Below are 21,496 nucleotides of genomic sequence, written 5' to 3'. Positions count from 1 at the left end.
CATTATAAGGATTAAATTATGGATATCATTAGAATTATTTTTTCTATTTTATTACCACCACTGGGTGTGTTTTTACAGGTAGGACTAGGGATGCATTTTTGGTTAAATATTTTGCTAACTTTGCTCGGCTATTTCCCTGGATTAATTCATGCGATTTACATTATTGCCAAAAAATAATGTAGCAGCATAGCAGGACATTTAATACTGAGTTGCTAAGTGCTCCCAAAGGTATGTGTATTAGTTACTCAGGCTGCTATTAATAAATGGATTTGTTTTACAAAACTCATCACTAACAAAACCTCAAAGCTTACTATTTGAGCAGTTAGCCCCTTGATTGTTAAAATAAAGCTTTTTGCTAGTGACAAGCCCCTAAAAACTTTTTATACTGCAACCCGCTTTAGTCGCTCTGTGGCTAAACGCTTCAAAAATTAACTGCTTACAGTTATACAAAGATGGCCCCTTAGCTCAGTTGGTTAGAGCACACGACTCATAATCGTTAGGTCCCCAGTTCGAGTCTGGGAGGGGCCACCACTTTTCAAAGCTTTCCAAGTAAATAGAAACTCACCTTCCTAGTTTATAAAACTTCATTTCTATTACTTCTATTGTATTTTTATCAGCGCACTGATTTTTTTATTAATTTTATTGAATACATTGCAATAAACACAGTTGAATCTACTATTAAAGTGTTATGGGATTTTATTATAAAAATCTTTATTTTATGACCTTTAATGTCGCTACTGTTAATTGTGTGCAGTATATAAAATACCGCTTTGTTACCCCTTAGGTGCTCTATGTTATTAAAACGAAAAGTATACCTTAGCCTTATTTTGGCTGTTGTTGCTCCTTTAGCAATATCTACTCTAATATTTTCAAATAGTATTCGCTCAAATACAGAAGAAAAACTAGCCAAAGTAGATTTACCAACAGCGCTTAGTGAAGTGAAAAGCCAAATCGAATTAGAGTTATCGACTCCTATTATTGTTGGCAAAGAAATAGCGCAAAACTTATTTGTGCAACAATGGATGAATAATAATGAAGATGCGCAAAGCCGAGGTAAATTCATTGATTACCTCAAACATATAAAAAATAAAAACCAAGCCAGTAACGCATACATTATTTCTAAAAACTCCCGCAATTATTACACCGATGAAGGTATTTCTAGGCAAATAGACAGTAGTGATACTTGGTTTGATGCTTTTTTAGCATCGGATAGACCATTTGAAGTAGCGCTCGACATAGATAAAGGTAGCTCTGAGGTGATGGTATTTATTAATTATGCCATTGAGCTTGATGGGCAAAGACAAGGAATTGCCGGAATAGGCCGTTCGCTCGATTCTATGGTGGATCTCATAAGTGAATATAGGATAGGTGAGGGCGGCATTGTTTATTTGGTCTCTGGTAGTGGCGAGATTATGCTGCATGGTAATAAAACTAAAATAGGGCAATCTGTTGACTTGGCGCCGATTAAAAATGGGGCAATTCAAAGTAAAGTAATTGATGGTGATGACTATGTTGTATCAAGTACGCCTGTAAACTCATTAGGTTGGCATCTAGTTGCTGAAATTCCCCAAGAGCAATTATATGGCGCAATTAATAGTGCTATTAATACTAATATCATTTTTGGTGTAATTATTGCGCTTGTTGGTTTAGCGTCAGCACGCGTGTTGGTAGGGCAAATATTTAGGCCAATCGAAAACATTACTGCAGCAGTGAATGCGTTAACAGAAAAAGATGGCGATTTAACAGCGCGACTCCCTACTGATGATAATAATGAAATTTCAGACTTAGCGGTTAAGTTTAATCTGTTTTTAGAGCAGTTACATTATATGTTCAAACAGGTTTCTGAGTCGGCAATTCATGTTAAAGGTATTTCCCAAGATGTGCTTGAGCAAGTGCAAGGTGCGGCAAATTTAGCTGAAGTGCAATCATCGAGTACGCAAACGGTGGCGGCAGCCGTTAATGAGATGGAGGTTACGGTTCAGGATATTTCTGGTAGTGCCAGTAATGCGGCAGATATTGCTACTAAAACCGAAGAAACGACGCACAAAGGGGTTGAGTTTGTGCAAAGCACGATTAAACAAATGGAACAACTGGAAGCGTCAATGGCCAATTCTGTGGCCTCGGTGTTAGAGCTTTCGACAGAGATTAAATCAATTTCTCATGTATTAGATGTAATTAAAGGGATTTCCGAGCAAACTAACTTATTGGCGTTAAATGCGGCTATTGAGGCTGCTAGAGCGGGTGAGCAGGGCCGTGGCTTTGCGGTAGTTGCTGACGAAGTAAGAACGCTTGCGCAACGTACCGCGGAGTCTACGGAGCAAATTAATGAGATGATTGATTCGTTAAATGCTAAAGCGTCAAGCACGGTAACAGCGATTGAATTGGGCAGCAAAAACACCCTAGAAAATGCCGAGCGCTTAAAAGAAACCGGCCATACATTAAATGGTATTTCACAGGAAATTGTACTACTAAGCGAGTTAAACAACTCAGTGGCTACTGCAACGCGAGAGCAAACACTAGCAACCTCAGAAATTAGCCAAAATATTGTGATGATTTCTGATTCGGCAGAGCAAACCAAAGAAAATATGAAAAAGTCAGAGCATCTTTGTAACGGTTTAAATAAAGAATCGAATATTTTAAGGGATTTACTGGGTAAGTTTACGCTTTAAACACGATTTAATTAAAAAATCAGTTGAGCGAGGAAACCATCATAGTTATAGAGTTCTCGCCTATAACTATGATGTTGTAATGGCGGTTAGTTTTTACGGTAAATCTCGTGATCCATTTCGTAAATATTTACGCTTAAACTGTCAGAGGCTCTGCAATACGTTTGCAAGCAGGCTAGTAATTGCTCACTTAGTAGTTGCTTTTGCTCAATGGAACGCCCAGCCATAATATGCACCGCAATATGAATAAACCCTTCTTTACCCACACCTAACTGATAATGCTGATAAGCAATAGCGCGAGTCTTTATTGTTTCTAAATCAAATAAGCCACTTTCAAACGTTGTTGTATGGATTTTTTCCACAAGAACTTGAGGTAGTAAAGGCAGATCTTCTGAGTGTTCAATAATAATGTGTGGCATTTAACGTATCCTCTTTAGATTGGTTTATTTAATTATACCAAACGGGTTTGTACACGCTAACCCCATAACGCTTAATTTTTAAAAATGTGGCTTGAACATATTTTTAGCAATAAACTATTTAAGCAATTACAAGACCTGTAGCGTGTTTAATTTTAGATTTATTATGGCAAATATTTTTGGTTGATACGTTTTATGTCAATTTGTGGTGACTTATACGAAGAGTACACAAGCCAGTTGGTATTTGTAATAAAGGTTAAGCCAGAGGTGCGACTAAATGCGCGTTCGGGAAGGCGTATTACGTCATGATGGCTGTTGGTTGAGAAGTCGTAATAACTCAAACGGTAATCACCTTGTTTTACATTAAAATAGTAAATACGCGATTGCGCTAAGGTGTCGCCTTCAAAAAAATACCACGAATTATGATTTGATAAATTAATTTCGCTAACAAGTGGTTGCTCAGTTTGGCTATCTGGGTCTTTTATCCATAACTGATTGGTTGCTTGGTTTGCAAAAATTAAAGCGCCTTGCTTGTTTTCATAAGCGTATAGTGTTGGTGAATCTATGGCCTGTGCGAGTTTATTGCCCTTTAAGTCGAAGCGATAAACGTGTTTATCATTCGCTACCAATAGGCTTTTACTATCTGCAGCCCAACTCGGTTTTCCATGGTAACTAAAGCCTGTGGGTAATGACTGACTTGATTGGGTGTTAAAGTCATAAAGGTATAGCGCATGCTCACCAAGATGAGAAGCAACAAAGGCAATGTAATTACCATCAGGTGACCACACCGGGTTGTAAATATTTGCACTGAGATTAGTAAGCTGTTTTCGTGAGGTGCCGTCTTGATTTGCAGTCCATAATTCCATTGAGCCCGATTCGTTAGATACAAAAACTAACTTTTTTCTGGCTTTACTGTAATCAGGAAAGCGCGTATTAAAGTCGCTTGATAATACCGGAAAAGGGGAACTTGCAACCGCATTACTGGTTTCTACACGCATTAATGCAGAGTCGATATTCCATTGATGAAAATACAAACTGCCATCATGTGCATATTCTGGGTAACTTAACCCATCGATGTGCGCATTGATCATTTGTTGTGTTTTAAGGTTATAAAAATAACCTTGGCGCTTGCCTTTTTTAACACCCGAAAAGACGAGTTGTGGCTTATTAGGGTGCCAATCAACGCCTCTCATATCAACAAAACCTGAAGTTAATTGCTTGGCATGAGCTGTTTTTATGTCGATTAAAAATAATTCTTCAAAACCCGTTGGTAAATTACGCGATACCACCAGCTGTGTCGCATCTGGTGAAAACACGACCGACTCATCGGTATATTGGCATGCCGACGTACAAGGGACTTGAGTAACTGTGTATGGCGATGAGGTTAAATCGACAATGTTAAGCTGGGTAAGATTATTATTTTTTTCATCTTCACTAATATAAACCAGCTTAGTGCCTGTGGCATTAATGTCTATATCGGTACTTGTTTTATTACCGCACAGCCCTAAAACAGTGGTATTGCCCGAGGCAATATTTTGCTGAATGACTTCACAACCTTGAGCAGCTATACGGCGGTAATAATAAATAAACGTTAAATCAGGACTAAATACCGCTCTGCCCTCAATGAATGGGGTGTCGGTAAGTGCTATTGCAGCTTGCTCTGGTAAATGAAGATCACGTAAGTATAAATTAGCTTTGTGTCCTGGGCGACGCCACGAATACGCTAAAAAATGACTGTCATTAGAAATAGCCGGAAACAACTCTCTTCCTGGGCTGGTGGTAATTGTTTCAATGTAATCGTACAAACGTGCTGCATGTTGCGATTGAGCAAGTGGCTGCTTTGCGTTTTCAAAAAGGGCGCTATAACCCCAATAGCTACCTAATAATATAACAATAGCAAGTACGCTAGCGTAAATATACCCAGAGCGAAGCGGCGTATTGTTAATGCTATTAACAGGCTCTGGCGTTGTTGGTTTTTGTACTAAGCGGTAACCCGTTTTACGCAGTGTTTCTATATAGGTATTGTCGGGGTCGAGTTCTTTAAAGCTTTTACGAAGATGCCATATGGCATTTGTCAGTGCTTTTTCGCCCACATATTGATTACCACCCCACACATTCTCTATTAGTTGCTCACGCGTCACTGCGTTTGGATAACACTCTACCAAGTAAACAAGTAGTTCTATAAATTTAGGTTGTAATACACAGGTTTTATCGGCACAAAACAGCTTATTTTCAAACACCGATATTTGGCATTTTCCAATTGAAAATGTCTGTTGAGTATTCATAGTTTGTGTATTTAAACCTCTTGATTAATTACGTTACTAGGCAGTGTTTAATGCAAAATAAAGCGATAGTTGGTTAACATTCGATTTTACATCATTCTAACACGAAAACCTTAAGTGTATGATTATAAATAAATAGATATTAAATAGATATAAAATAGGGATATAAACGAGACACCTCTCATTGTGCTTTTATTCACGATTACTTACAACATGTTATTAGTAAAATAAACCAATTGGTACAAAACAAATTTAATAACTAAAAAGTTAATCAAAAACGATTTGTACTAATGGAATAATAAATAATAAGGGAAGTTTGTGAGTAATATATCAACAAAAAAATGCGCTTTAGCATTGGCTATAACAGCCAGTTTATCTGGGCATGCAATAGCAAATGACGAGGCTATTGCTCGTCAATCAACGGCTAAAGCAAGCGAAGAAGTAGTACAAGAAGCACCAGAAAAAATAACCGTAACGGGTTCGCGTTTAAAGCGTGATAGTTTTTCGGTAACAACCCCGCTGGTAACCATGGATAGAGCGTCGATTCAGGATACAGGCCTAGGCAACCTTTCAGATGTATTAATCGATAACATGCCTGCACTGAGCGAAAGTATTGGTAACACAACCAGCCAATCAAGTATTTCGGGGACCGGTTTATCAACGGTGCAGCTTCGCGACTTAGGCGCTAACAGAACGCTAACGCTTATTGATGGCCGCCGTGTGGTATCAAATAGTTATGGTGGTAACTATGTGAGTTTAAATACCATTCCAAGTGGCATGGTGGAGCGCGTTGAAATTATAAGTGGTGGTGCATCGGCCACTTATGGTGCCGATGCGGTAGCCGGTGTAGTGAATATTATTACCCAGTCAAAAAAAGAAGGCTTTGAATTTCAAGCCCGTGGCGGTGAAACAACAGATGGTGGCGGTCGTGAGTTTACGCTTGATTTAAACTACGGAACGTCATTTGCTGATGACCGCGGTTATGTATTTGTCAGCTCAAACTGGGATCGTGATTTTGGCATGACCTTTTACGACCGTGACCGCGCCAAAATAGAAGCCGCGCATAGTTACGATGATGAGTTGATGTGTAATCAAATGTACACTGCCGATGGTTATCAGTGTATGAGTGGTATTACACAAGCTGATTGGGCAAGCAAAAGCGATGGTACCTTAGGCGGTGTATTTTTAGAAAGCAGCCGAAACGATACCCAGTTTTGGTATGACGGGCAAACGCTGCGTGATGACTGGAAAGGTAATGAAGAAATTTATGGTATAAATTCGTCACAATACGTCATGCTTGATGTACCTAGTGATAACTTTTCGACCGCGATAAAAGTAGATTATGATGTAACAGACGACATTATGAGCTACTTCCAAATTCAATACAGCAAAAGTGGCTCGTTCAACGATAAGTCACCTGAAGATGAATACGAAGGGGCTTACGTACCTCGCTACGACCCAGTGACTGGCGACCCTATCGATGATATTGCGCCCGGTTACATTCCTATTGATAACCCATACGTGCCACAAGAAATTATTGACAGCAACCCATACAAAGACCGTATTTATTGGGATCGTCGCTTTGGTGAAGTAGGTAATATCAGCACTGATAACGACCGTACGACCATCCGAACTTGGGCAGGCCTACAGGGCATGATGTTTGATGATACATGGGATTGGGATATCTCTGCTGGATACGGGCAATTCAAGCAACATCAAATTCGTAGTAACGAGTTAAACACGGTACGTGTTAATCAAGCACTGCAAGCTGAAAAGCTAGCCGATGGCACTATTCAATGTAAAGACGCCGAAGCGCGAGCGCAAGGATGTGTCCCGCTTAATCTATTTGGTGAAGGGTCTATTACCCCTGAAATGGCTGACTGGATCCGTACTAACCCAATTATTGATACTGAGATTCAACAATATACGGTAATGGGTTATATCACTGGTGACCTATACGAATTACCAGCAGGTAATGTGTCTGCAGTATTTGGTGCAGAGTACCGTAAAGACTCACAAAGCCTAGATACCAGTGATGATATGAAAGCGGGCGGTATTACGTTTAATGTTGTGCCTTCTTTTTACGGTGAAGTAGAAGTGTATGAGGCATTTGCTGAACTTGCAGTGCCACTACTTAAAGATGCGCCATTTGCTAAAAGTTTGTCGGCAGAAACGTCGCTGCGTTTAGCAAATTACAGCATTGATAATATCAGCACTGTTGCCAGTTATAAGCTAGGCCTTTTATGGCAACCAATTGATGGGTACATGTTACGTGCCAATTATGCACGTGCACAGCGTGCGCCGACTATCACGGAATTATTATCACCCCCTCGCGGCGATTTTGATTCATTTGATGATATTTGTGATGGTCTAACAGCAACATCAACAAACCCAGGACACGATAACTGTCGTTTAGAGCCAACCTTGGCACAAAAGCTAGCTGATGATCCTAACTTTGAATTTGAAAGTGAAGACAATAACTACTCGCCAAATACTGGTAATCCAAACTTAAAAGAAGAAACAGCCGATACCTATACCTTTGGTATTACTGTATCTCCTGAGTTTTTAGATGGCTTTAACTTAGCGGTGGATTACTACGATATTGCCATTGTTGATGCAATTGATGAAATAAGTAACGAAAACATCATGCGCGAATGTTATGACTCAGAGGCTGCGTGGGGCAGTGATAACGAATACTGTAACGATATTACCCGTAACGACGAAGGTAACATTGTAAAAATTCTACAGCGTGAATATAACTTGGATGAGTTAACTGCGCGCGGTTACGATGTGGTTGCAACTTACAAATATGACATCGGCAGCTATGGCAACTTGTCATTCAAGCTTGATTACAATCACATTATTGAAAACTCGCAAACCTATGAAGGGTTAGATGGTAACAGTGTTACTTCACAGTATGCAGGTTATGGGCGCTCAAAAGATAAAGCCGCTATGTCGATTGTATGGAAAATAGATGATTTACGTATCCGCTGGCGTACAAATTACGTAGGCGCGTTTAAAGCAAGCCAAGAAGATGAGAAAGACTACCTTGAGTATGTTGCTGCAAACGATGAGCGCTGTGCTGCGGGCGATGCCGGTTGTATTGCAAACCCAGAGCCACTTGCGTATCAAGATTATGGCTCATTTTTAAAGCATAGTTTATCAGCGTCTTACACTCTGGCACTGACTGATAAAAGTGACTTACGTGTATTTGGCGGTATTAACAATGTATTTGACGACAAAGGGGCATTTTACCCAAGTGGTCGTGGTAACTTTTATAGTGGCTACGGCGGCGGTGCCGGTCGTTATGTTTATCTAGGTGCACAATATAGCTTTTAATAACCTTTAGCTGTATTTGTTTGCAAAGGCACTCCCTCGGGCGTGCCTTTTTTATTGTGTATCTTGCTGCGAAATACCCTTTAAACCATTACAGTATTGAGTTGGTGGATAAAATTTGTTTTATCGCGGTGAAAGCGTTTAGTATAAGGCGTAACTTAATTTTTAATATGAACGAAGGACTTGCTATGAAGTATCTCAAAATGGGTGGTTTAATTGTATGCTTAGCAGGGCTTGCAGGGTGTTCTGATGATGTTGCCTCAGTGAGTCTTGGGCTATTTACCACTAAAGATGTGGTGGTTAATTCACAGCAAGACCCGCTAGTGACCGGTGTAACCTGTCATATTAGCCATATTGAGGCGAATTTAGATTTTTCAGACCCATCAGATATGTCGATTGCCTGTCGTCAAACCGGGCCAATAACGCCAGACCAATTACAGTCTATCGACCGCAGTAAATCCGGTGAAGTCGTGTTTAAATCATCTAAGAGTATTTTGTTTAAGTCATTAAAAGTGCGCCGTATTTATGATGCTAAAACCCATACATTATTATATTTATCATACTCAACGAAAGAGTCTACGGGCAGTCATCATCATGCGCTCTCTACGGTGCCTTTATACAATACACAAGCATGGCAATGGGCGAAGGGGCAAGAGTAGTTTATGTTAACTCTATTTAAATCAAAGCCCTTATTGGCAGAACAAGAACAACAATGGCTGGTTGATACCTTTATATGGGCAGCAGAAAACTTTGATTTGGATTTTTTTACCAAACACAGCCAAGTTATTTTGCCAACGGTTGAGTTTTTTCCTGACTCGGTTTCAAGTATTGAGGAAATGGCCAGCAAAGTGTTTGCGCGTGTTAAGCAATACGCTGGTATGAATGAATGGCCAGTAACCTTGGTTGCACCGCAACAATTACAACCACAGGTGTTTCCACACTTTGAATTTAGTCAGCATTTACGTGGCGAAGAGTGTCATTTAATAGTACCAGCCAGTCATACTATTAATGTGTCGTTTAATCCCAATCAAATTAATCAACCGCAAGACTTAGTGGCGAGTTTTGCCGGTACGCTTGCCACCATATTAATTCATCACGTAGGGGTGCTGCCCCCAGGTGGTAAAGAGTATTTACCGCAAGCCACTGATGCCTTGGCATGTTTTTTAGGCTTTGGGGTAATGATGAGCAATACCGTGTACCAGTTTAAAGGTAGCTGTGGCTCATGTTATAACCCGTATGCAAATCGCGAAGCGGCGCTCAGTGAAACGCATACCGTATTTATGCATGCGTTAGTGAGCTACTTTAAGCAAGATAAACACTCTAAAAAACATTTAAAACCGCATTTACGAGGCCAATTTAAAAAAGCGCAAAAAGAAATAAAAGCCTTGGTTAATCAATCGGCTAACCCATTATTATTGGCTTTTTCGCCAGAGCAAGCCAGTTAAGTATGAACTATATCGATGAATTTTTATTAATTGCGGTGGCTCATTTTTTTGCGGTAGCAAGCCCTGGGCCCGACTTTGCGGTAGTCCTTAAACAAAGTGTACAACACGGCAGGCGCAATGCCTTATGGACAAGTGCAGGTGTTGGTGCGGCTATTTTATTACACATAGCCTATTGTGTATTGGGAGTTGCGCTGGTGTTAACTCAATCACCTGCGTTGTTTATGGCGCTTAAATATATAGCGGGCGCGTATTTAGCGTATTTAGGCGTGCAGGCACTGCGCGCTGCTAAACCTACAAATACCTCATCAGAACCGACTGCAAAACCCAGCCTTGCAGCTGAGTCATCATGGCGTGCGTTTCGACGTGGCTTTTTTACCAATGCACTTAACCCTAAGGCAACACTGTTTTTTATGTCGTTGTTTACCTTGGTGATTAGCCCAACTACACCGGTAATAATACAAATGGGATACGGCGTTTATATGGCGCTTGCTACCTGGGCTTGGTTTTCTATTTTATCACTATTGTTATCAAAAGCGCGTGTACGTGATTTTTTTCAGCAAAGTGGTTATTGGTTCGACCGCGGCATTGGCATTATTTTAATCGCACTGGCTGTGCGAGTTGTTATTTAAAGAAGGAATAGTATGGCATTATATAATTTTTCGTTTGGCTCTAATATGTCATCTAATCGTTTATTGGCACGTTTACCTAATGCAAAACGTGTGGGTACGGCACTTTTAAAGGGCTATAAGTTAACCTTTAATATGGCCTTTTCAGATGGTTCAGGTAAATGCACTATTGTGCCCACCAATGAACCCGATGCTGTGGTATATGGGGTGGTGTATCAGCTTAATGAAGCCGAAAAAGAGATCTTAGATAAAATTGAAGGCCCTAATTACGACTGTGTTGATTTAACCGTGAGCCTTCTAGATGACGATGACATTAATGTACACTGCTACATAGCAAACACACATGACGACACACTGCTACCTTATGATTGGTACGTGCAGCATGTATACCGCGGCGCACTTGAGGCGGGCGTACCCGAACACTACAGTCAACGCATTTTAGCTTACCCGAGTAAGCAAGATACTAATAAAGCGCGCGCCGAAATAGAATTTGCGGTTCATCAAGACTAAACAAAAATAATAACCTAAGGTAACACTATGAAACTAAAAAAATTAGCCACAGCCGCATTATTGGCTGGCTGGGCGTTTACGAGCTCTGCAGCGGTTGATACCGATAAAATTTCAGAGGTGATCAACGCCTCAATGACACGTTTTGATGTACCCGGAATGGCCGTTGCCATTGTTGAAAATGACAAAGTTGTATTCGCTAAAGGCTTTGGTGTTGCCAACCTTGATACGAATAGCAAGGTGAATAAAGACACTTTATTTGGTATTGCTTCAAATACCAAGGCATTTACCAGTGCAGCATTGGCTAAGCTGGTGGATGAAGGCAAGTTAAGCTGGGATGACCGCGTAATTGACCATCTTCCTGAGTTTAGATTGTACGACCCTTACGTTACTCGTGAAATGCGCATACGCGATCTACTTAGTCATCGTAGCGGTTTAGGGCTTGGTCAAGGCGATTTAATGATTTGGCCAAGTACAGATAAATCGGTAGCCGATATTTTATCTGGGCTGAAATATTTAAAACCTGCGAGCAGTTTTCGTAGTCAATATGCTTACAACAACCTAATGTTTGTTACCGCTGGTGAAGTTGTTGCGCGAATATCGGGGATGAGCTGGAACGACTACATTGAAAAAAATATTCTACAGCCACTAAATATGACCAACTCGCGCGCTGGCTTTTCGCGTATCGCAAAAAACAACAAAAACTGGGCGATCGGACACATCCCAATGGATGGCAAATTGCATCCTTTTTTTGTTAATTACCTTGAAGACTTTCGAGGGGCAGGCGCCATTGCATCAAGCGTAAATGATATGAGCCAATGGCTCCGTACTCAACTTGCTGGTGGCAAAATGCCTAATGGCGAGCAGCTATTTAGTGAAAAGCAGCAAGCACAAATGTGGCATCCACATATTACATCAATGGCATCTAAAAGTGCCTATGAAGCGTATCATCAACAATTTAGAGGCTACGGATTAGGTTGGAGTATAGAAGATTACCACGGCGTTAAAAAGCTGGCACATGGTGGCGGCATTTTAGGTATGGTCTCGCAGGTGACTTTATTACCAGAAAAAAACGTGGGGATTGTGATATTAAGCAACCAACAAGCATTTTCTGCATTATCGGCAGTGACTCATGAAGTACTTGAAGATGTACTCGAGCTTGAAGATAAAGATTGGGTTGAAGAGTTAGCTAAAAAGCATTTTGCAGGTAAAGAAAAAGTCTATGCTAACGCCGCTCCAAAAGCGCCAACAGATATTCAACCGCAATTGCCTAATATAAACTACACCGGTACATTACATGATGATTGGTATGGCGATGTAATCGTTGAAGAACTAGATGGTAAATTACGCATTGATTTTACCCATACAAAACGCCTTAAAGGTGAGCTAAAGCATTACACAGGTAATACTTTTATTGTGAAGTGGGATGAAAAGTTATTAGAGGCAGATGCCTTTATTCGCTTTTCTATGAGCGCCGATAACCGCGTAGAATCAGCGAAAATGAATGCAGTTTCAACGCAGGTAACCGACTTTAGCTTTGATTTTAGAAACCTCGACTTAAAAGCTAAATAACCATAACTTTGGTTAAAGAGTCGTTTAGTATCAACCAAAGTCGCAAAGCCACCACAAGGTGGCTTTGTTATACTTGATGAGCAACTTATTTTTGGAGTTAGCTATGCGCACTGCGATTATTTCTCATCCTCACTGTCGTAAACATAAAATGATTGAAGATCATCCAGAATGCCCTGAGCGTTTAGATGCGATTAATGACCGTTTACTTGCTAGTGGACTGGATGTGGCTATAGAGCAAAAACAAGCCCCTAAAGCACTGCGCGAACATTATTTATTGGCGCACAGTGAGCAGCATATTAAGCATGTAGAAGACATGATCCCCTCTGAGGGGCTCAGCGATCTAGATGGAGATACGTGGTTATGCCCCGACTCTTTAAAGGCCATTGAGCGTGCAGTCGGAGCAGGCTTACTCGCTGTTGATGAGATTTTAGAGGGTAAGTTAGACGCTGCGTTTTGTTCAGTACGCCCGCCAGGGCATCACGCTAACCGAGATAGCTCTTCTGGTTTTTGTGTGTTTAATAACCTTGCGATTGCGGTTAAATATGCACAAAGCAAAGGGGTAAAGCGCATTGCCATTGTTGATTTTGACGTACACCATGGCAATGGGACTCAAGATATTTTTATGGATGATGAAAATGTGTTGCTGTGCTCGTTATTTCAATATCCATTTTATCCTAATACCGCCATTAAAAATAACGCCACACTGGTAAATTCACCTTTACCGATAGCTAGTGATGGTGCTGATTTAAAAGCACTTTATGAGCAGCAATGGCTACCAAAATTAACAGAATTTAAGCCTGAGCTACTTTTTATAAGCGCGGGATTTGACGCACATTTAGAAGATGACATGGCCAGTCTTAAGTTTGTTGAAAGTGATTATATATGGCTTACTGAGCAGTTAGCGCAATTTAGCCAACAGCATCATTGTTTAGGTATTATTTCTTATTTAGAGGGAGGATACTCACTGTCGGCCCTCGGGCGCAGCGCGATTGCACACGTTAAAGCGCTAGTTGATTTCGGCGAGTAACCTGAATGCCTGATCTGGAGTTAGCTGCTCTATTTTACTTAAGCAGCATTGCCCTTCTTTTGCTAAATATTCTTTTACTAGCTCTGCTAATTGGCTTGCACTGAGCGCCGTGAGCGAATGGCCGCTTAAGCTTTGATAGCCACTAACCTTATCTAAAATAATGACTTTTTGCTGTTCACTTGCTTCCATAGTGTAAATAAAGTCGTGTAAATCATTGGCGTGCTCTATTAGCTCAATTTCATTATTATAAATAATAATTTGTGGGTAACTGATGCTCATCTATTGTCCTAAATCAAATTGTTTTTTTACTGAATAATTTATAATCATTAATTGGTTTAATTTTGGAAGTAGAAGCAATGCCTCACACTAGCCGCTATCAAAAAGTATGCGATGTTTTTACCAATAAGGTGATCGCCTGCGCTAAGGATACCCCTTTAATTGAAGCGGTGAAACTAATGCGAGCGCACAATGTTAGCGCTATTTTTGTAAAACAACAGCAACAAATAATAGGCGTATGGACTGAAACCGATTGTTTAACACTTAACTTTTCTAATCGCTCACTTAGGCAGTTAGCGATTGAAAGCGTTATGTCGAGCCCTGTATTGAGTGTGCCCAGCCAACAATTATTAACCGAGACGGCCATGGTGTTTAATAAGCAGGGTGTAAGGCATTTGTTAGTAACCGATACAAATGACATTCCCAGCGGCGTGATCAGCATTACGGATATTGTAAACAATCAAGGGCTAGAGCATTACTTACAATTTAGACCTATTAATGATCAATATAATAAAAACATACGGATAGTACCGAGTTCATTGGCAATCAATGACGCGGTGAGCATGATGCGTGAATATGCAGAGAAAGTGATTTTGGTGTTTAATGAGGATGAAAATGCCCATGGCATTATTACCCAGCGCGACTTACTTAAGCTCATCACCGAGCAGCACAATCATCTTGTTTGTTGGGATTTAGCCAGTCGCCCCCTTTATCAGATAAGCCCCCAAGACAGCCTTTTTGATGCTTACAGGTTGATGTCTGAAAGTAACATTCGACATTTAGTAGTAAGCGAAAATAATCAAATTAACGGTGTATTATCGCTTGAAAACTTAATTAATGAAATTGAAACGGCTTATTGTTGTGAGCTTGAAAAAGTACTTCAGCAGCGTGATATTGCATTGCAGCATTCGCAGCGTAACTTATTTTTAGCCAATAAAATTATCGACTCCTCTTTGGATGGCATCATGATCACTGATGCTAACGGCGTCATTATGCAAGTAAACCCCGCATTTACCCATTTAACCGGTTACAAAGAATATGAGGTGATAGGTAAGCGACCCAATATGTTGAGTTCAGGGCGTCATGATAAAAACTTTTATATAAAAATGTGGGATTCGCTTGCCAAAACAGGGGTATGGCAGGGGGAAATTCATAATCGTAAAAAATCTGGCGATATTTATATTGAGTGGCTCAGTATTATAGAAATAAAAGAGCCAAGTCATAGTGATGTGATTTACGCCGCTATTTTTAGTGACATAACTGAGCGAAAAAGCGCAGAAGAAAAAGTGGTGCAGTTAGCGTATTTTGATGAGCTAACTGGCTTACCTAACCGGCGTTTATTTAACGATAGACTCTCTATGGCACTGGCCTCAGCGCACAGAGATAAACAGATGCTAGCGGTAATGTTTATTGACCTTGACCGTTTTAAAGAGGTGAATGACAGCTTAGGCCATAATGCCGGTGATACCTTATTAAAATTAGTCTCTGAGCGCATTATTAACACCCTCAATGAGGGAGATACACTGGCGCGATTAGGGGGGGACGAGTTTATTGTATTGTGCGAAATAAACAATGTCGAAGGCGCTATCACCCTTGCTGAGAGTATTTTAAATCACTTAAATACACCGTTTAAGCTTGAAGGCTTTGAGGTTGGTGTTACCGCGTCTATAGGGGCGGCTGTTTACCCTGATGATGGCTTGGACAGTGAAACATTATTAAAGCATGCTGATATTGCCATGTACCGCTCAAAAGATGTCGGTCGCAATTCGTTTCAGTTGTTTCAACCCTCAATGAATGCACGATCTTTAGAGCGTTTAGCGATGATGAGTCGCTTTCAACATGCGCTAGAAAATAATGAGTTTGAGCTTTATTTTCAGCCTAAGCAATGTTTAAAAACAGGGTTGATTATGGGAGCTGAAGCACTACTGCGTTGGCATGACCCTGATTTAGGCACTATTTCACCAGCGCAGTTTATTCCGCTTGCTGAAGAGCTAGGTTTAGTGGTGCGTTTAGATTTATGGGTTATAAACCAAGCAGGTAAAGAGTTAACCCTTTGGCAAGCGCAGGGGATTGATGCCGGACGTTTAGCGATTAATGTCTCTGCGTGTCATTTAAGCCAAGGTAAGTTGGCTGATAATATTAAAGCGATGCTTACTCGTTACCAATTACCTGGCAGCTTACTTGAAATTGAGCTGACCGAAAGCAGCTTTATTAGCTCGTTTTCACAGGCAAAAGAGCAACTACAACAGCTCAAAGCGCTGGGCGTGCATATTGCGCTGGATGATTTTGGTACGGGGTATTCTGCACTCAGTTATTTAACCAAATTACCGTTTAACACATTAAAAATTGATGCGAGCTTTATTGCTAAGATTCCTGATGAGTATGGCAATAGCCAAATTGTGGCGGCCATTATAGCCATGGCGACAAGTTTAGGATTGGATGTGGTTGCTGAGGGCGTTGAGCATGCCTCGCAAGAGGCACACTTAGTCGAAATAGGCTGCAATGTTATTCAGGGCTATTATTATTGCCATCCATTAACGCAGCAGCAATGGATAGCATTTTATAACCAAGCTACTAACGGTTACTCTGTACCTACACTCACTTCATAAGAGGTGAACTTACGAATATTAATAACGCCGCTATCAAAAATTAAATATTGGCCTTTAATGCCTTGTAAAATACCGCTAACAACGGGGTTTTTATCAAAGTTAAATGAGCTAATTTTACTTGGGTATTCGCTTACAGGAAAATCAAGATTCACAACGTCTTGGTCAAGCTGTTCAATAGCGGTTGCGCCAAATAATTCACTCAGCTCTGTTAGTTTTTCGCTAATTTGTGGAATAAGCTCAGCAGCCGCTGCTTTTAAATCAAGAACGTCGTTTTGTCCTTTGAGCATATTGCGCCAATTGGTTTTATCAGCAATAAACTGAGCGAGCGCCACTTCCACTAAGCCCGACTGTAAACGAGTTTGTACTTTAAAAATAGGTAATGCTTGGGTTGCCCCTTGGTCAATCCAACGGGTAGGTATTTGGGTGTGGCGAGTAATGCCTACTTTTAAACCTGATGTATTAGCTAGATACACATAATGCGGGATCATGCAGTTTTCTTCGCCCCACTGTGGCTCGCGGCAGGTGCCTTGATCGTAATGGCAGGTTTCAGGTTTCATGATACACATGTCGCAACTTGCAAGCTTGCGCATACATACAAAGCAATGCCCTTGAGAATAGCTTTTTTTAGTTTTTTTACCACAGTTAGAACACAAAATTGTGCCACTAAAAGTGAGAGTCAATTGTTTACCTATTAAAGCATTTAAATCAACCAGTTCATCACCTACAGGTAAATGATATTGAACGGGTTCTGTTAAGCTCGACTTTAATTTACGCAGTGTACCTTGCATCTTTACTTGGCCCCAAAGATGTTAAAAAGGGGAGCTTAACATTTTTAGACGGTATTGGCTGTTCAAGAAGTCTAAATAATTATCATAAGAGAGTGCTTTTGCGTACAAGTAGCCTTGGGTACGGTCGGCTTTCATGGTGTTGAGCAGCTGGTGAACTTCTTGAGTTTCTACGCCCTCAATCGTGATAGTAAGGCCCAAGTTATGCGCCATATCTATAGCTGTTTGCACAATGACCTGATGAGCCCGGTTATCGGTTAAATCATACACAAACGACTTATCTACTTTAAGTTCACTAAAGTGATAGTTAACTAAGTAGCTAAGCGATGAATAACCAGTACCAAAATCGTCTAACACCACCTTAACGCCCAGTGTGGCAAGTTCACCAACTAAGGTGACTAACGCATCTTGATTTTCGACAAACGCTGATTCAGTCAGCTCAAACTTCAATAAATGAGGGGCAACCTGATACTTTATTAAAAGGTTTTCTACTTTTTCGGTTAAATTGGCAATGGCTAGGTTTTTTGCACTTAAATTAACGCTAATACTATGTTCAGTTACGCCCTCATTTGCCAGTTTTGCAATGTCTTTGCAGGCTTGCTCTATCACCCAAAGTGTTAATTCATTAATAATACCGGTGTGTTCGGCAAGTAGAATTAGTTTTTCTATGGAAATGTTTTTAAACTCAGTATTAGGCCAGCGTAGTAGAGCTTCGGCACCATTGACACTGTTATCTTTTAAACTAATTTGTGGTTGATAAAACAGAGCGAGCTGATCCGTTCTTATCGCTTGTTGAAGCTTAGCAGCAAGCGCAACGTCCATAGCTAAGCTGCTGTTCGCAGATGATGAGCTTACCTTACTTAGACTATGTTTAGCGTTATGTAATGCCAAGTAGCCTCGTTTTAACCAAAATTCAAAGTCATCACGTTTACCAAAGGCACTAATCCCCACGCTGTAATTGAGTTGTAAGTCTAGCCCTTTGATTTGATAAGTTTTTGGTAACTTATTTACTACCCTTTTTAATAACTCTTCGAGCGTGTGTGGGCTTTGGTTTTTAGTCGAGATACAGGCAAAAACTCCGCTACCTAAATCAGCAATTTTAGCGGGTTGATTAATGCCACTACTTAAGTTAAAAAATTCTCTCTCAAAGCTCAATTGGCATTCTAATTCGTGCGCAACATGCTTAATTAATTCATATCCTTGGGAGGGCGTAATAATGGTATTTAGTGAGTTAAAATGACGTATTTTAACCAAACATAAAGTGGTGGAACGTTGCTGGGCTTTGAGTGCCATAAAGGCATACTTTAACTTTGCGCTATTGAGCAGTTTTGTTTGCTGGGTATGCGTGGCATGATATAAAGCGCGCTCACGCTGATAACGAACCCGATCGGCAAGTGCCATGGCCATTAAGACAATTTCACACAAAATGGCCATTAAAAAAGCATGACGTATTGAAAAGCTATAAGTGATAACGCCTGTAAGCTCTAAAGGCTGAATGGCTGCACCAATAATCAATGGCACCTATGAAAATACGTAAAACTTAGCCCATCTAAAGCCACTTTTTAATTTGTTATAAATTAAAATAAAGCAGACGATATAAAGTAATCCCAAAATTACAAAAAATATGGGGGCAGCTATATTTTCGGGAATAAAAAAGCTTAATGTACCGAGCACTAGCATTAGCCAGAGTAAACCAACACTTAATTTATAACGCCAGCAACGGTCTTTATGATATCGCAAAAACATGGTGCAAAAAGCGAGAGTGAAAAACGCAATAGTGTAATTAACGACAATTATTTTTTCGTGAATAAACAACTGCCATTCTAGCGGCCATAAATAAAAACCAAACCCCAGAACGGTGCCCATTAATGCTATAGCACTAATAATGTAGCCAATATAAACTAAGTACACGCGGTCTTTAATGCCAAAATAGAGTAATAGGTTATATAGTGAGGCCATTAATAAGACACCCGCGAAAATTCCCCAAATGCCTGTTTGTGAGCGAACTAAGTCAACAAATACATTATGGCGATACAAGTGAATTGGGGTTTTACTGATCCCCACGGTATCTATTTTTATAATTAGTCGTTGTGTAGATTGGCCATCGAGGTTAAAGCGAATGTGGGGCACGCTGTACTTAAATAAAGTAAGACGTGGCTCTTTATCGCCAAGCTTATAAGTGTCGAGTAGTTGGTTGTTACTATTGAGCCTATATATGGTGAGATGATCTACCATCGGGTTATCAAAGTGGGCAACCACATCTTCTTGTTGGCTGCTTTTGTTTTCTAAATCGAGGCGTAACCAATAATTTTGCTGTTCAAAGCTCCAAGGTATATCGTTAAATTCTTGCTGTGTAAATAGCGCCTGCTTGGTCATTACTTCTGCAAAACTTTGTGTTTTGCTTTTGTCTATGTAATAAGCATGATCGAGGTAAACAGGGGTTATTTTATCTATGGTATAGCGTGATGGCATCACAAAGTTTGTTGCCAATGTGCTGATAATAAAAAAGATAAAAATAAGTATTACAACTGCCACCGCATGGTAGCGCAAGGTTTTAAATTCCAATATTAATCTATGTCCAGATTACTTTTTTTTATAGTGTAGCAGTAAAAAGCGCAGATAATCTGCGCTTTTATAAAATTTACTCGTTAGTTATCAATCGTTATGATTGTTCACGAGCAATTGCGCGATAAGCAATGTCAGTACGGTATTCCATGCCATCCCAGTTGATTTCATCAACCAGTTTATAGGCACGCTGCTGCGCTTGTGTAACTGTATTACCCAGTGCAGTAGCACACAGTACACGACCACCGGCAGTCACTATGCTATCGCCGTCTTGCTTAGTCCCTGCATGGAAGACTTTTTCGCCTTCAGGGTAAGTTACTTTCAAGCCACTAATAGCATCGCCTTTCGGGTAGCTATCTGGGTAGCCTTTAGCGGCTAAAACAACACCTACTGCAGCGCGTGAATCAAACTCAATGGTGGTTTTATCAAGCTCTACACGGTTAGCAGCTTCAATCAATTCAACTAAGTCTGATTGTAAGCGTAGCATCATAGGTTGTGTTTCAGGGTCGCCAAAACGACAGTTATATTCAATAACCTTTGGTGTACCTGTCTCATCTATCATCAAGCCTGCATATAAAAAGCCAGTGTACGGATGGCCTTCGCTAGCCATACCTTCTACCGTTGGGTAGATCACTTCGTTCATAATGCGCTGATGAATTTCATCGGTTACTACAGGCGCTGGTGAGTATGCACCCATACCACCAGTGTTAGGACCTTGATCGCCATTGTAAGCGCGTTTATGGTCTTGGCTGGTTGCAAACGGCAGTACGTTTTTACCATCAACCATGACAATAAACGACGCTTCTTCACCTTCTAAAAACTCTTCAATGACCACACGGCTACCGGCGTCACCAAAGGCATTACCCGCAAGCATATCGCGAATAGCCTCTTCAGCCTCGCGTTCGTCCATAGCAACAATCACGCCTTTACCAGCCGCTAAACCATCGGCTTTAATAACAATCGGTGCGCCTTTTTCTTTTAAATAGGCAAGCGCAGGGTCGATTTGTTCAAACGTTTGGTAATCAGCGGTTGGAATAGCATGACGTGCTAAAAAGTCTTTAGTGAACGATTTAGAACCTTCAAGCTGTGCCGCTCCCGCCGTTGGGCCAAAAATAGCTAAGCCGTGTTCACGGAACTTATCAACAACCCCTAATACTAGCGGTACTTCAGGGCCAACAATGGTTAGCTCAACATTATTTTGTTGTGCAAAGCTTAGCAGTCCATCAAGGTCTTCAACGTTAATTGCTACGTTCTCAAGTTTTGGCTCAAGAGCTGTGCCCGCATTACCTGGAGCAACATAAACAGTGTTAACTTTTGTATTTTGAGCGGCCTTAAACGCAAGTGCGTGTTCGCGGCCGCCGCTGCCAATGACTAATACATTCAT

Annotated in this window: 15 protein-coding genes, 1 tRNA gene and 1 pseudogene; 11 read left to right on the top strand and 6 right to left on the bottom strand. The window is 40.6% G+C overall.

The genetic code is table 11. The annotated features are described in order from the left end of the window. The first annotated feature begins 18 nt into the window (after positions 1-18). The 3 genes from ND6B_RS19955 (at position 19) to ND6B_RS07320 (ending at position 2,669) form a co-directional block, all read left to right on the top strand. Positions 19-177, top strand: a complete 159-nt coding sequence (locus ND6B_RS19955; RefSeq protein WP_008466367.1) for a YqaE/Pmp3 family membrane protein — start codon at positions 19-21, stop codon at positions 175-177. Positions 178-454: 277 nt separating this feature from the next. Beyond that, positions 455-531, top strand: a tRNA-Ile gene (locus tag ND6B_RS07315). A 260-nt stretch (positions 532-791) separates the two neighbouring features. Then, positions 792-2,669: a methyl-accepting chemotaxis protein gene (locus ND6B_RS07320; protein WP_033103721.1), complete on the top strand. Its 1,878-nt coding sequence runs from the start codon at positions 792-794 to the stop codon at positions 2,667-2,669. Between the two features lie 86 nt (positions 2,670-2,755). On the opposite strand, the gene ND6B_RS07325 is transcribed toward ND6B_RS07320, so the two are convergent. Both ND6B_RS07325 and ND6B_RS07330 read right to left on the bottom strand, forming a co-directional pair. Further along, entirely contained in the window at positions 2,756-3,085 is a 330-nt protein-coding gene (locus tag ND6B_RS07325; protein ID WP_013465979.1) for a 5-carboxymethyl-2-hydroxymuconate Delta-isomerase, read from the bottom strand. Between the two features lie 161 nt (positions 3,086-3,246). Then, positions 3,247-5,367 carry a winged helix-turn-helix domain-containing protein gene (locus ND6B_RS07330; protein ID WP_033103720.1) on the bottom strand — a complete coding sequence of 707 codons (2,121 nt, stop codon included), beginning with the start codon at positions 5,365-5,367 and terminating at the stop codon, positions 3,247-3,249. Between the two features lie 315 nt (positions 5,368-5,682). On the opposite strand from ND6B_RS07330, the gene ND6B_RS07335 reads away from it, so the two are divergent. The 7 genes from ND6B_RS07335 to ND6B_RS07365 all read left to right on the top strand — a co-directional run bounded on the left by ND6B_RS07335 (position 5,683) and on the right by ND6B_RS07365 (position 13,877). Continuing rightward, on the top strand, positions 5,683-8,703 hold the full coding sequence (locus ND6B_RS07335) for a TonB-dependent receptor domain-containing protein (protein ID WP_033103719.1): 3,021 nt from the start codon (positions 5,683-5,685) through the stop codon (positions 8,701-8,703). Positions 8,704-8,888: 185 nt separating this feature from the next. Beyond that, complete coding sequence (locus ND6B_RS07340; protein ID WP_013465976.1) at positions 8,889-9,359, top strand: CreA family protein; 471 nt, start codon at positions 8,889-8,891, stop codon at positions 9,357-9,359. A 3-nt stretch (positions 9,360-9,362) separates the two neighbouring features. Then, positions 9,363-10,145 (top strand): hypothetical protein, encoded by a 783-nt coding sequence (locus ND6B_RS07345; RefSeq protein WP_033103718.1) that lies wholly within the window; start codon positions 9,363-9,365, stop codon positions 10,143-10,145. A 2-nt stretch (positions 10,146-10,147) separates the two neighbouring features. Then, complete coding sequence (locus tag ND6B_RS07350) at positions 10,148-10,774, top strand: LysE family translocator (RefSeq protein WP_024601704.1); 627 nt, start codon at positions 10,148-10,150, stop codon at positions 10,772-10,774. Positions 10,775-10,786: 12 nt separating this feature from the next. Continuing rightward, positions 10,787-11,281, top strand: a complete 495-nt coding sequence (locus tag ND6B_RS07355; RefSeq protein ID WP_013465973.1) for a gamma-glutamylcyclotransferase family protein — start codon at positions 10,787-10,789, stop codon at positions 11,279-11,281. A 27-nt stretch (positions 11,282-11,308) separates the two neighbouring features. Further along, positions 11,309-12,850, top strand: coding sequence for a serine hydrolase (locus tag ND6B_RS07360; protein WP_033103717.1), 1,542 nt, complete (start codon positions 11,309-11,311; stop codon positions 12,848-12,850). Between the two features lie 103 nt (positions 12,851-12,953). Then, positions 12,954-13,877, top strand: a complete 924-nt coding sequence (locus tag ND6B_RS07365) for a histone deacetylase family protein (RefSeq protein ID WP_033103750.1) — start codon at positions 12,954-12,956, stop codon at positions 13,875-13,877. Here ND6B_RS07365 and ND6B_RS07370 read toward each other — a convergent pair. After that, complete coding sequence (locus tag ND6B_RS07370) at positions 13,857-14,156, bottom strand: DUF4144 family protein (RefSeq protein ID WP_028835587.1); 300 nt, start codon at positions 14,154-14,156, stop codon at positions 13,857-13,859. The two genes, ND6B_RS07365 and ND6B_RS07370, sit on opposite strands and share 21 nt — an antisense overlap. 77 nt (positions 14,157-14,233) lie before the next feature. On the opposite strand from ND6B_RS07370, the gene ND6B_RS07375 reads away from it, so the two are divergent. Further along, positions 14,234-16,762, top strand: coding sequence for an EAL domain-containing protein (locus ND6B_RS07375; protein WP_033103749.1), 2,529 nt, complete (start codon positions 14,234-14,236; stop codon positions 16,760-16,762). On the opposite strand, the gene ND6B_RS07380 is transcribed toward ND6B_RS07375, so the two are convergent. From ND6B_RS07380 to purD, 3 genes and pseudogenes are all read right to left on the bottom strand, one after another. Then, entirely contained in the window at positions 16,735-17,550 is an 816-nt protein-coding gene (locus ND6B_RS07380) for a DUF2797 domain-containing protein (RefSeq protein ID WP_033103716.1), read from the bottom strand. The two genes, ND6B_RS07375 and ND6B_RS07380, sit on opposite strands and share 28 nt — an antisense overlap. Positions 17,551-17,571: 21 nt before the next feature. Continuing rightward, a pseudogene (locus tag ND6B_RS19650) lies at positions 17,572-20,112 on the bottom strand (EAL domain-containing protein). A gap of 97 nt (positions 20,113-20,209) precedes the next feature. Further along, complete coding sequence (gene purD / locus ND6B_RS07385) at positions 20,210-21,496, bottom strand: phosphoribosylamine--glycine ligase (protein ID WP_024601711.1); 1,287 nt, start codon at positions 21,494-21,496, stop codon at positions 20,210-20,212.

This window comes from Pseudoalteromonas sp. ND6B, from assembly GCF_000764215.1.
Lineage (GTDB): Bacteria > Pseudomonadota > Gammaproteobacteria > Enterobacterales > Alteromonadaceae > Pseudoalteromonas > Pseudoalteromonas tetraodonis.
The sequence above is the reverse complement of the archived record's forward strand: the minus strand, read 5'-3'. Positions and strand labels throughout refer to the sequence as shown.